This is a genomic window from Microbulbifer maximicatervae (SeqCode), assembly GCF_052467305.1.
The window spans coordinates 1,007,231-1,019,376 of record NZ_CP174306.1 but is presented as its reverse complement, the minus strand read 5'-3'; the positions used below and the strand labels follow the sequence as shown (position 1 = coordinate 1,019,376).

Below are 12,146 nucleotides of genomic sequence, written 5' to 3'. Positions count from 1 at the left end.
TAAACTCCCTGCCGCCCTCAACCGGGCTCAAAGAGCCGGTGAGACGTCGACATGGACCCGGATTCTATCGCCCGGATGATGGTCAGTGCGAGTCAAGTAAACTTGCCCATTATACCGATAGCGGACATCGTATCCGACTAATTCCCTTCTTGTAGAGTATTCATCTACAACATGGCAACGGGACTCTGTTGCATAGTGGACTGGAGCATTGGCACGGCTGATCTGGTTACCTACCAGGGCGCCCACCAAAGCCCCTGCGATTGTGGCGCCGCCACGATTGTGACTGCGATGATAACCGTAACGTCCACGGTGGCCGTGATCGCCTAAGTTATTGCCAATTGCAGCACCTATAAGTCCCCCCACTACAGTACCTGCCGGGGAAGTCGGCTCGCGATAGGCAACCTGTTCATCGCGACACTGAGTCGTCGGTGTAACAACCTGAACATCGGTGTAGACGGGAGTAACCTCGGTAACTCGCGCATAATCATAGCCACCCGCAGCATAGCCTCGGGGGCCCGCGCTGGCAGTAGAACTTAGACCCACCAGTGCCGCAACTGCCGCACCCGCGATTAGCTGTTTGTATAGTTGCACGATATATCTCCCGCTAGTCATCAACGGGAGCCAGATTACTTAAGATGATCTGAATAGACGCTGAATTACACTGTCGTACCAGCGTAGCAGCGAGGTAAAACGACAAGCCAGCCTCTCAGGATTGGAATTTGAATGGCAGGGCACTATTCAGAAGCCCCAGATGAACTATCAGTCTCCTCATCACCCTCTCGTCGGTCACTGGCCTCTCGATCACGCCTAGGCCGAGAATCCTGGTGCCTTCTCCCCCTTTCGTGCTCCCTTCTGGGCCTATCTCCTCTCGCCCGGTCGCCCCTCGGTCGGTCTTCTCTGTGCCGGTTTCCTCTAGGTCTATTCTCATCGGACCTATCCCTCCTAGGCCCATCTTCCCTGAGTCTATCCCCTTGCGCTCGCTCTCCCCGAGCCCTATCACCCCTGGGCCTTTGCGGTTCACTCCTATCGCCCCTAGCTTCCCGCCAGCGCTCGCGCACTTGCTCTCTCTGTTCGGGGGACATCTGCCGATATCTCTCACGAGCCTCACGGATACTCTCACGCCTGCCTTCCGGCAGGGCACGGTACTGTCGATAAGATTCCCGCAGCTGATTACGGCGTTCCTGGGGCAGAGACTGCCATTTTTCATAGCGCTGCCGAGCATTGTCACGCTGCTCAGGGCTCATTGAGTTCCATCGACGCGCACCCCGCAACAACCTCTCCTGCTGGCGATCAGACATGTTGGGCCAGCGCTCTTCCATGCCCTGTAACAGCTTGCGATCACTATCACTTAGGCTTTTCCACTCCACCGACCACGCCGTACCAGCCCAAAGCAGTGAGGCTGCCATCAAACAAGTTGCGACCAGGGTTTTAATCATGACTGTCCCCCAGCCATATATCTTTGCTTTTGGTGCCTTCTTGGGTTTGCCCGGGACCTTGAACCAACTCGGGATCTTCAGGGATAACGACATCACCTTGTTCATCGACCCACTCTTCCAGGAATAACAGGAATTCCTCCGGCAGAGGCTCAGCTTCCTCCGCCTCGGTAGTACCTGGAAATACGAGCGCACACATAGATATGATGAATAAAACACTACGAAGAGTGCCCATCCAACTCCTCCGCCAACCACTGATAAAACTCCATATCCTCAATCATCTCTATATCCATATCTTCATCCAGCAGCCAATCACCACTCACTAGCAGCCCTGTACGACTTTCATTATTGATAACAGAACTGGGCCACCATAGAGCAAGAAATAGCACTGCGGCAGAAGCCGCTGTAACTGGAAGGTAGGGATACAAGGTGTTGAGTGAAAAGTACCGCTTTTTATTATTTTGCTCTTGCGCTGCGGAGCGGATTCGCCGCAACTCAGCCAGGGTTTCCGTATCGAGCGATCTCTCTCTACGTATAACCGCAGCACTGGCCGCTCCGAGTATACGCTTCTCGTTAGTCGATGAATTGTTTTCTAAATTACTCATTCCATCGCCTCCAAATGAACCCGCAGGCTGCGCAATGCTCGAGAGAGGTGAGTCTTCACACTTCCCTCGCTACAAGCCATAGCCCCTGCTGTCTCACTGACATTAAAGCCTTCAACGCAGCGCAACAAAAAAGCCTGCTGTTGACGCAGAGGTAACTTTTCAATGGCGCGGTCAATGGCATCAATCGTACGTTCACCGATTAGGACACTATCCGGGCTGCGGCCGTTGGGGTCGGGAAATTCACTCAGATCCCATTCATCGCCTTCGCTATTAATAGGAAGTTTATCTTTCAACAGCTGCCAACGGGACAGGTTTTTCTTGCGACGATGCCAATCGGTTATGCGGTTATTAAGAATGGTAAAAAATAATGGGCGCCACTCCGCACGGTCTCGGCAGCTATAGCTTTTGACGAGTGCAAGCATAGAGTCCTGAACGATATCCAGCGCATCATCACGGTCCCCTACAGCATATTTCGCCATAGTGAATGCCCGCTTTTCAACTGAAGCGAGAAACTGATCCATAAAAGCCGATTGAGGTCCCTTGACGAGGATGCAATCCTTCTACGGCTATTGCGGAGCCTCTAAATAATTCCGTGATATTTCTTTGGCTGTCAGGGCAGCTCACAGTCTAGGCGCGGCTTCACAGGAGTGTTTAAACCTTTTGAGAAGTCGCAGCACAGAGTATGAACCACTCTGAAATCCCCGTAGGACAGACTTAGAAGGCCCCAGCTACTGCATAGCTCTTGCAAAGGACTAAGGCTTTTATCAGCAGGCTGCGCCTAGCGACTGCAGTCTTCCAAGACTATAGAAATATCACGGAATTATTCAGAGGCTCCTTAGTTTGCCGCAACCCACTAGATAATGCCTGCTACAACCAACAATCACTAATCGTTATTGTTGTCACGGGATCTACGATGGTGCTTTTTTGTCCGCTCGCCGCGTTCGTTCTTCCGATCGTATCTATTATCTATTCGCTCGCCTTTTTTATCGAGGCGCTCGTTTATTTTCTCACCTTTGTTATCCAGGCGCCTATCGATACGATCACCTTTTTTATCTAAATGTGCAGCTAATTTATCTCTCCCATTAGCGGCAGCCTGCTCAGACCGCTGGTCCAGGCGCTCATTAATACGATCACCTCTATCGTCGAGGCGCTCTTCAATACGATCCCCCTTTCTGTCGAGACGATTTTCAATACGGTCGCCGCGATCATGTCCATCATCCTCACTGCTTTCAGCTTGCAGCGAGAGGGGAAAACCAAGGCTAAGCGCCAGTACTGACAGTCCTATCAGTTTATTCATAAGTTGCTCCAGTTCCGTGAACAAAAAACTCAATGCGTTAACAGCACTGACTATAACGTCAGGCACCAGAGCTGGTTGACAGGACTCCTATGAAAAATCGGCGAAATCAGAAGACAAAAATAATCGGTGCACAAAGTACCATTCTCTGTTCAACCCTCTACAACTTCCGGGCCGGGCACTTCATCGCCGAGCCAGCGTTGTGTCAGGGTGCCAGCGGTCATAGCGCCGTTAACATTCAGCGCGGTTCGCGCCATATCAATCAGAGGTTCAACAGAAATCAGCAGAGCCGCGATAGTGACTGGCAACCCCATCGCCGGCAATACCACCAAGGCTGCAAAGGTAGCCCCACCACCAACGCCCGCTATACCGAAAGAACTGATCATTACAACCGCCACTAAAGTAGCAATCCATACTGGGTCCCATACATTGATCCCCATCGGCACTGCCACCATTACTGCCAGCATGGCCGGATAAATACCGGCGCAGCCGTTTTGCCCAATAGTCGCACCGAAAGATGCAGAGAAATTGGCAATTGCTGGAGACGTACGCAGCTGGTCTACCTGAGTCTCGACATTCAGGGGAATAGTTGCAGCACTGGAGCGGGAGCTAAAGGCAAAAACCAGCACCGGCCATACCTTGGTGAAATAGTGCAGCGGATTGATACCATTAATAAGTAGCAACAGACCGTGCACTAGGAACATCAAACCAATAGCCGTAAAGGAGGCCAGCACAAAACTCAATAAGTTAAGAATATCCCCCATACTGGATTTAGCGATCAGGCCTGTAACCAGGGCCATCACGCCGTAAGGGGTAAAAGCCATCACTAGTCGCACCAGCTTCATAACCCAGACTTGAGCCACATGAACGAAGCGCTCAATCGCTGCGCCCTCTTCGGGAAATTCACGGCGAACCGCCAAGGCTGCCAACCCTAAAAGCACCGCGAATATAACCACCGCTATAACAGAAGTAGAGCGAGCCCCGGTCAGGTCCAGAAAAATATTGCGCGGCACAAAAGAGGTAATAATCTCAGGAATGGAAAGGTCTGTGACCTTGCCAATACGCTCATTCAGTACTTCCACTCGCGCAGCTTCCCTGGAACCCTCAACCAATCCCGCAGCCGACAAACCAAATAGCTCGGCCATAGCCACGCCAATTAGAGCGGCCACCGCCGTTGTTCCTAATAGTACCCCCAGGACTGAAATACTGATTTTGCCCAGCGCCTGGGTATGGCTGACTTTAACTACCGCCACTAATATGGAAGTCAGCACCAGGGGCATCACGAGTAAATACAATAGATTTACGTAACTGTCCCCTATCATCTCTACCCAAGGTATCACCTCTGCGGGTGCAGCCCCCCATCCGCGAGACAGTTGCAGGGTGCCTCCAAAGATAACCCCAAGAATCAGGCCAGCCAGCACTGCTGGTGCGAGGGAGTCACGGCCTCGCTGCCAGCGAAAAAGTCCGTATAGAAAAACAATAAATAGAAGCAGGAAAGCAAATGAACTGATATGCATAAGGTCTGGGTCCCACCCGGAACAAAAGGGGAAAGTGGCGGCATGCTATCAGCGATCCGTCACAAGCCTATAGATGTGTTAGTTATAGTTCTATAAAGTTTGGGAGCTTCTAATAATCCACTGTTACTCCGCCGGCTTTTACCAGCACTCCATTAGTACTCGCTATAAATTGAGAGCCGAAATAAAGTCGTCTCTATCCTGCGGCCCAACCAATGTTTTATGCCAGCGACCATCGGTACCAATAATGAACGTAGAAGGCAGCACCTCCGGCTTCTCCTGCCCCCAGCGCCCTTGCGGTTCGGCCACTAGAACGGGAAAAGAAATACCCAACTTATCCGCCTGTTTTTGTATTTCCGCAATCGGTAAATTGTCGAAGTTCACCCCAACAACAAAGACATTGTTGTTACCGTCGGCCAGTTGGTTAAGGACCGGGATCTCCTCTCGACAGGGCTTACACCACTCTGCCCAATAGTTAACCAGCAAAACCTTACCCGATACATCCAACTCTTCCCCATCAATGGCTAGAAGCGATTTATCGTCTTTAGCGCAGGCGCTTATTCCGCATACCAACAAAAGAAAGGTGACCGCTGCTGCTCTTGTCATCTTCACTTTGACTATTTTCATCAAGCCCACTTTCTCCCCCGCTTTCAGAGTTTGCTTGCTTATCATCAGTCCCGCCGTCGTGGCCCAGCTCAAGGGGCTTATCTTCAGCTTCCTTTTGCTCGGCCTCCAGGAACAACTCTCCAACAGTGATACCTAATTGCTCCCGGGTTGACTCTCTGGCATTGGCAAAGCGTTGCTCTACCTCTCCATACCAGGGCAATCCATCCAGACTCGCAGGAATTCCACTGGGCATCCAATCCGAACTCAGCCAGCCTGCCAATTCAACCAGGGACACCGTGTTCAGGTCCCTTAGCAAAACATAATCATTGCGATCAGTCTGGGTCACCATACGATTAGCCTGAAGGATATTCCGCAACCTTCGCCACTGAACAAACTTGATTCCCATACGGGAAATATCTCGCTCCTTCAGAGGCCTCCCCTTTGCGCATTTCTTATACATCTGCCAGAGAACAATAAGGAGGGCAACCAGGTCAGAATGCTCCCGCTCCTGGGTCGCAGCTTGATAAACCGATAGTGTGCGCACCAACACACAGCCGGCCAATACCAGTATCCACATCAGATAAATCCAAAGCAGGAACAGGGGAACAACAGCGAATGCCCCGTAGATTGCCTGGACCGAACTCCGCGCTACCAACAAGCCGAATAAGTACTTCATAACCTCGAAAACAATCGAGATTATGATCCCCCCCTCTATTCCGTGGCGCAACGGGACATAGCAATTGGGCACAGCGATGAACAGTAGGGTAAAAACTATGGAGCTGAAAACAAACGGCAGAATCCTGAATAACAACGAAGTTACCTCAAAGGAATCAGCTCCACCCAAGAAAAATTTTTGAGAAAAGACAAAAGTACTTGTCGCCAGTCCCGCCCCTAATAGGATTGGACCGAGACTCAATATCGCCCAGTACAAAAGAAAACTCGAAACGCCGCTGCGGCCTTTTTGGACATCCCAGATAGAGTTAAAGGTCCCCTCGATACCGCGAAGGGTCAAACCCGCAGTAATAATCAGCATCGCGATACCAACGCCAGTCAAACGCTGTGCCTGTTCGGAAAAACTGCTGATATATTTTTGGATCTCGCGCCCACTCTGAGGCAAAAAGTGGGTGAACAGTTGATCCTGTAACCTACTCTGCAAGCCGGCAAAGTCGGGAAACAGTGACAACATGGCGTAGCTGACTGTCACTAGGGGAACTATGCCAAACAATGTCAGGTAAGTGAGAGCAGCCGCGCGTTGCCGACAATCCTTTTCATCAAACAGTTTCCACAGTGACGTCGCAAAGCGCAGCCAGTGGTTTCCCCAATCCTTTACGGTGCTTCTCATTGTGATCTCTCTATGCCTGGACATCTCGCCCAGGCCGCAGTATTACTGCCCCAAATAGCCAAGGAGTTCCCGAAAACCCCACAGGACGTTGGAGGGATTATTCAGAAGCGCCTTAGAACTCCGCAACATTCTTCGGTTAGAATACGCCAAACAGTAACAGGATGCCGCCACAATGTGGACGATTTACCACAACCCCCGCTGCTCAAAATCCCGCCAAACCCTACAGCTATTGCAGGATAACGGTATTGAACCGGAGGTGGTTCTCTATCTACAAACCCCACCTTCTGCCGAGGATATTCAGCAGTTGCTGCACAAACTGGATATTGATGCACGACAGTTGTTGCGCACTGGTGAAGAACCCTACAAGCAGTTAAACCTGAAAGACAAAGATCTGGCCGAATCCCAGTTAATTGACGCAATGGCTCAAAACCCTATTTTGATCCAACGCCCGATCGTTATAAAAGGCGACAAAGCAGTGATAGGACGGCCCCCTGAAAATGTACTGGGGCTGATCTGATGGATCGGGACAACGAAGGCTATGTCCTCATCCTCTACTACAGTCGCACCGGTGCTACGGCGCGCATGGCCACCGAACTGGCTCGCGGCGTAGAGGCCAGCGGGATTACCGCTCGCCTGCGCACCGTGCCCGGCGTATCCCCAGACACTGAAGCCAGCGAGCCGCCGGTACCCACCGAAGGTGCCCCCTACTGTACAATCGAGGACCTGCGCAATTGCTCCGGTTTACTGATGGGCAGCCCCACCCGCTTTGGCAACATGGCCTCTCCGCTGCGCTATTTCCTTGACCAAACCAGTGACATTTGGCTCGATGGCAGCCTTACCGGTAAGCCGGCTGCGGTATTTACCGCTACTGGTAGTCTTCACGGTGGCCAGGAAACTACGCTGGTATCCATGATGCTGCCACTGCTGCACCACGGCATGTTAATCGCCGGCATCCCATACTCCGAAGCCGCCTTAATGCGCACCCGCACTGGCGGCACACCCTATGGTGCCTCACACTGGTCCGGTGAACACGCCACATCGCTTTCCGATGACGAAGTAACCCTGTGCCGGGCACTGGGCAAGCGAGTCGGCAGCCTGGCACAGACGCTGGATAATTCGCATAACGGCGACAACTAGAGGATAAAGTGTGAACGATTCTGTACAGCGCAAGCTCAAGATAGCGCTGCGAATTAACTGGATTTGTTATATCGGCATGCTCGTACTGTTTGTCGTCTGGAATCTATTCCTCGAAGGCGGCTCATTGTTCCTGTGGTGCTTGCAGACCATACCACTGCTGTTGGTACTACCTGGGTTACTAAAGCAGCACTATCGTAGCTATCTGTGGCTCTGTTTTATTCTTTTGCTGTATATCACTGCCAGTATTGTCGGTGTAACGATGCCTACACGCGGCTGGCAGGATGGCGTACTGGTAGTCCTTAGCCTTATCCTATTCTTTTCATCAATGATGAGCAGCCGCTGGCATCGCATGCAATAGCCACCGGCACTACTCACATTGCTTATGATTTTGTAACTGATAAATAGACAACGCTTGCCCCTCAGCGCACTAAGGAGTTTTGAGGTTTGACTGATTCATCCAATGAGAAAGGACTGTTCCGCAGCTTTTTTGGTGCCATTGGCGGCTCAATTACCTGGCTGAGGCGAGTGTTTACCAACCTGGTGTTCCTGTTAATACTGGTATTCCTGGGTATCGCAATTTTTGGCAAAGACGAACAGCTGGTAGTCCCACAAGGTGCAGCCCTGCGCGTGGCTCCGAGTGGATTTCTGGTAGATGAGCTCAGCCAGCCCAGCGGATTACCGATTTTCTTCGGTGGCTCCCAGGGGCCAGCGGAAATCAGGGTTAAGGATCTTGTCGACTCTATCGACAAAGCCGCACAGGACAAACGCATTTCCGCACTGGTGCTGGAGCTCGACAATATGGTCGGCGGCAGTCTCAGCAAGCTCGACGAGATTGGCGCAGCCCTGCAGCGCTTCAAGGCTGCCGACAAGCCCATTTATGCGGTGGGTGATAACTACACCCAGGCGCAATATTTCCTCGCCAGCCACGCCGACAAGGTGTACCTGAATCCAATGGGTTCCGTGATGCTCACCGGCTTTGGCGTCTATCGGAATTACTATAAAAGCGCCCTTGAAAAGCTCAAAGTCAATTTCCACGTGTTCCGCGTTGGCGACTACAAGGATTTTATCGAACCCTATACTCGCGACGACATGTCTCCGGCTTCCCGTGAGAATAACCAGCGCTGGCTGCATGAACTCTGGAGTGAATACACCGAACAGGTGACCGGCCTTCGCAACCTGCCAACTGAGAGCATCGATCTATTTATCGACGAGCTACCCCAGAAACTGCAGCAGCATGAGGGCGACTGGGCACGTACTGCTCTGGCCAATAAACTGGTCGACCAACTCGCCAACCGCAACTTGGCTGTTCAAGAGCTACGCAAAACCATTGGTGAAGATGAGAACGATGAACGCAGTTATAAGGCCATCGATGCCCTCACCTATTTACGCAGCCAAAAGCTCAGCGAAGTCGCCGCCAAGAAAGAACCCAATAAGATTGCCTTAATCACGGCAAGCGGTTCCATTGTCGATGGCCGCGCTCCCGCCGGCAGGATCGGCAGCGAAAGCCTGGGAGAACTAATCGCACAGGCGCGCAAAAAAGAAGTTGATGCACTGGTTCTGCGCATTGACAGTGGCGGCGGCTCCGCCTTCGCGTCAGAAGCAATTCGACAGGAGTTACTCGCCACCCGCGAAGCCGATATCCCTGTCGTTATCTCCATGGGCAGTCTGGCCGCATCTGGAGGCTACTGGATTGCTACCGGCGGCGATCGAATCTGGGCCTCTCCCGCAACCCTGACAGGTTCCATTGGCGTATTTGGCGCCTTCCCGACCTTCGAGGATTCCCTTGAGGCACTGGGTATTTATACCGATGGTGTGGGCACTTCAGACCTGGCCGGCAGCATGCGGTTGGATCGTGCCCTACCCGAGGCAGCCGCCAGTATCCTGCAACAGGGAGTGGATAATACCTACGCCAGGTTCCTGAGAATTGTGGCCGAGTCCCGTGGCAGCACTCCCAAGGAAGTGCACAAAATTGCCCAGGGCCAGGTCTGGACCGGGCGCGCGGCTAAAAACCTGGGGCTGGTAGACGATCTGGGCAATCTCAACGACGCCATTGCCGACGCCGCACAGCTTGCTGAGATCGAAGAATACGATGTAATAGAGATCCAGCGCGAGCTGACTCCCGGCGAAAGATTCCTGCGCGCCCTGAGCGATAATGTGGATGCACGTATCGCCGCCAGCCTTGAGGCAAACCTGCCACTCGGCGCCTGGTTAAACAGCTTACAACCGGTTTTGGCACCAATCGGCGAACTGCAGAGCTTCCGCGACCCGCGCGGACTCTACGTGCGCTGCCTGCCCTGCCTAGCCCCCTAAAAGACTTCATCGCCTCTACCCTGCGCCGGCTCAATGCCGGCGCGGACGCCCATAAAGCTCACGCAATTCATTTTTCGCGGCCTCCAGGATTCTGCGCCTGCGCGCAGGCAAATGATGACCCGCACGATTGATATAAAAAGTGAGCATAGACATAGCTGAACGGAAAGGCTCTGATTTGCGCTGCTGACTGGCCTCAGCTGCACTCTTCAGGGATTTGGCTATCGCTTTTGGATCATCCAGGCTAAATACACCGGCTTCAAGGTCCAGCGCATGGCTGTTTGTCGTGACTCTCTGTGACCATTTGGCACTTTTTACTGATACCAAACCCCACCTCCATAACCGCAGTTCCCTGTTAAATATATGGTGGCTCATCCGGATTTGGTCGTTGCGGGATTCCTAAGGAGCCCCTGAATAACTCCGTAATGCCTCTGCGGGTCTTGAAGGGTGCAGGTGTAAGGCGCAGCTCGCCGCGAATGGCCGTAGCCCTTTGCAAGAGCTGTAACGCAGCAGATGCGGCCTTCAAGGCCCGCCCTTCGGGGCTTGCAGAGCGATTCACACTCCGCGTTGCGACTTCTTGAAAGGTCTAGACATTCCTGCGAAGCCGCGTCTTGATTGAGAACCGCTCTGCATGCCAGAGGTATCACGGAGCTATTCAGAGGCTCCCTAAACCTCGCTATCGGAAATTTTAACCTGCCGTAGAGCCCCACTCAGGGCAACCAGTGCGAATGCCAATAAACTCAGGATTCCCGCCCACAATAGTGTCGTCAGAGGCGCTGCAACCTCGCTCAAAACACCCGCAGCCAGGGCCCCCAGCGCCGCAGAGCCAAATAGGGCAAATTGATAAATAGAGATAATGCGACTGCGATAATCCGCCGGCGCCAGCAATTGCACAATGCCTCGCCCCAACCCTGCGGAGGCTGCCGCAACCGCCCCCCAACACAGACACAACAGGATCAACCCAAACTTTGTTGGCCCCAGGCTGATAGCAATCAAGAGTGCAGCGCTGTAAAGCAAGCACATCAAAATTCCCCGCCCAGGCTCCTGCCCCTGGCCCCGTCTCAACATAGTCACCGTCGCGATCACCGTGCCCGCTATAAATGCCAGCTGCAGGGTCGCGTAGTAACCGGCACCGCGACCGTAGTCCTCAGCCAGCAGCGGTAAGACCACCAAGAAAACCCCGATATGCACAAAGCCATTGAATGCCATCAATGCGATCAGCTCCCGCAATACCGGGTGTTTCCATGCCTGACTGAGACCATCCAGAATCAGGGTGTGGGGTCGCTTCTCTGGTGCCTTCTGACGCTCTTGAGGCTGACACAAGGAGAAAAGCAATAATGAAGCCACTAGCACAACGGCAATCTGTACACCCAGCAAGTGCTGCAAGCCCCACTGGTCAAATCGACTCGCTAGCAACATTCCCACTGCCTGGCCGCCGTACTGCGCCAACATCATCCAGGTTACGGTTTTTTGCACGCCTTGCTCAGTGGCCTGCCCCTTGCGGTTGCGGGCACTGCGCTGCACCAGGTTATCCCGTGCCGGCTGTAAAAAAGCGCTGCACACCCCCAGGCAAATTCCGTAAACCATCAAGGTGGATAAATTCAGGACATGGAAGGTGAAATACAACAACAATGCGGTATGACAAAGCGCCAGGCCCAAACAGGCTAGAGCCGACACCAGAGCCGGGTCTCGCCTATCTGCCAAAGCACCGCCAAACAACAGGAATACCAGGTTTGGCAGCAATACTGATGCCTGAATCCACCCCAATTGCAGGGCCGGAAGATCCACGATCGTCAGCGCAATCCAGGGCAGCAATATCACCTGCAACCCGGTTGCCAGGGAGGTGCCGCTATAGCCCAACAGAAACCTTTGCAATTGGGTTGGCATTCTAGATACGAAATAACTCAA

15 protein-coding genes are annotated in these 12,146 nt (G+C 52.8%); 4 read left to right on the top strand and 11 right to left on the bottom strand.

What is annotated here, in order from left to right:
* Nucleotides 1-27: 27 nt before the first annotated feature.
* The 9 genes from ACJJI4_RS04670 to ACJJI4_RS04630 form a co-directional block, all read right to left on the bottom strand.
* The gene (locus tag ACJJI4_RS04670; RefSeq protein ID WP_413664972.1) at nt 28-591 is read right to left on the bottom strand and encodes a glycine zipper 2TM domain-containing protein; all 564 of its coding nucleotides are present in this window, start codon (nt 589-591) and stop codon (nt 28-30) included.
* Nucleotides 592-734: 143 nt separating this feature from the next.
* Complete coding sequence (locus ACJJI4_RS04665; protein WP_444927245.1) at nt 735-1,436, bottom strand: DUF3106 domain-containing protein; 702 nt, start codon at nt 1,434-1,436, stop codon at nt 735-737.
* On the bottom strand, nt 1,429-1,668 hold the full coding sequence (locus tag ACJJI4_RS04660; RefSeq protein WP_444898060.1) for a hypothetical protein: 240 nt from the start codon (nt 1,666-1,668) through the stop codon (nt 1,429-1,431). Before ACJJI4_RS04660 ends, ACJJI4_RS04665 begins: the two co-directional genes overlap by 8 nt.
* Nucleotides 1,652-2,038 (bottom strand): hypothetical protein, encoded by a 387-nt coding sequence (locus ACJJI4_RS04655; protein ID WP_444927244.1) that lies wholly within the window; start codon nt 2,036-2,038, stop codon nt 1,652-1,654. The genes ACJJI4_RS04660 and ACJJI4_RS04655 overlap by 17 nt, the downstream gene beginning before the upstream one ends.
* A complete protein-coding gene (locus ACJJI4_RS04650; protein ID WP_444912518.1) occupies nt 2,035-2,559 on the bottom strand; it encodes an RNA polymerase sigma factor in 525 nt (174 codons plus the stop codon). The genes ACJJI4_RS04655 and ACJJI4_RS04650 overlap by 4 nt, the downstream gene beginning before the upstream one ends.
* A gap of 362 nt (nt 2,560-2,921) precedes the next feature.
* Nucleotides 2,922-3,335, bottom strand: a complete 414-nt coding sequence (locus tag ACJJI4_RS04645; RefSeq protein ID WP_444912517.1) for a hypothetical protein — start codon at nt 3,333-3,335, stop codon at nt 2,922-2,924.
* A gap of 149 nt (nt 3,336-3,484) precedes the next feature.
* Nucleotides 3,485-4,849, bottom strand: coding sequence for an L-cystine transporter (locus tag ACJJI4_RS04640; RefSeq protein WP_444927243.1), 1,365 nt, complete (start codon nt 4,847-4,849; stop codon nt 3,485-3,487).
* A gap of 162 nt (nt 4,850-5,011) precedes the next feature.
* A complete protein-coding gene (locus ACJJI4_RS04635; RefSeq protein ID WP_444927242.1) occupies nt 5,012-5,473 on the bottom strand; it encodes a TlpA family protein disulfide reductase in 462 nt (153 codons plus the stop codon).
* Complete coding sequence (locus tag ACJJI4_RS04630) at nt 5,391-6,794, bottom strand: YihY family inner membrane protein (RefSeq protein WP_444927241.1); 1,404 nt, start codon at nt 6,792-6,794, stop codon at nt 5,391-5,393. The genes ACJJI4_RS04635 and ACJJI4_RS04630 overlap by 83 nt, the downstream gene beginning before the upstream one ends.
* Before the next feature lie 172 nt (nt 6,795-6,966).
* Between ACJJI4_RS04630 and arsC the strand changes: the two genes are divergently transcribed.
* The 4 genes from arsC to sppA all read left to right on the top strand — a co-directional run bounded on the left by arsC (nt 6,967) and on the right by sppA (nt 10,241).
* Nucleotides 6,967-7,311 carry an arsenate reductase (glutaredoxin) gene (gene arsC, locus ACJJI4_RS04625; RefSeq protein ID WP_282931887.1) on the top strand — a complete coding sequence of 115 codons (345 nt, stop codon included), beginning with the start codon at nt 6,967-6,969 and terminating at the stop codon, nt 7,309-7,311.
* Nucleotides 7,311-7,931: an NAD(P)H:quinone oxidoreductase gene (wrbA, locus tag ACJJI4_RS04620; protein ID WP_444898064.1), complete on the top strand. Its 621-nt coding sequence runs from the start codon at nt 7,311-7,313 to the stop codon at nt 7,929-7,931. The genes arsC and wrbA overlap by 1 nt, the downstream gene beginning before the upstream one ends.
* A 10-nt stretch (nt 7,932-7,941) precedes the next feature.
* A complete protein-coding gene (locus ACJJI4_RS04615; RefSeq protein WP_444898065.1) occupies nt 7,942-8,289 on the top strand; it encodes a DUF2069 domain-containing protein in 348 nt (115 codons plus the stop codon).
* An 86-nt stretch (nt 8,290-8,375) separates the two neighbouring features.
* Nucleotides 8,376-10,241 (top strand): signal peptide peptidase SppA, encoded by a 1,866-nt coding sequence (gene sppA, locus ACJJI4_RS04610; protein WP_413664961.1) that lies wholly within the window; start codon nt 8,376-8,378, stop codon nt 10,239-10,241.
* Between the two features lie 30 nt (nt 10,242-10,271).
* Here the strand turns inward: sppA and ACJJI4_RS04605 are convergent, their stop codons facing one another.
* Nucleotides 10,272-10,565 (bottom strand): DUF3175 domain-containing protein, encoded by a 294-nt coding sequence (locus tag ACJJI4_RS04605; protein WP_413664960.1) that lies wholly within the window; start codon nt 10,563-10,565, stop codon nt 10,272-10,274.
* A gap of 339 nt (nt 10,566-10,904) precedes the next feature.
* Nucleotides 10,905-12,125, bottom strand: a complete 1,221-nt coding sequence (locus ACJJI4_RS04600) for an MFS transporter (RefSeq protein WP_444927240.1) — start codon at nt 12,123-12,125, stop codon at nt 10,905-10,907.
* Nucleotides 12,126-12,146: the final 21 nt, after the last annotated feature.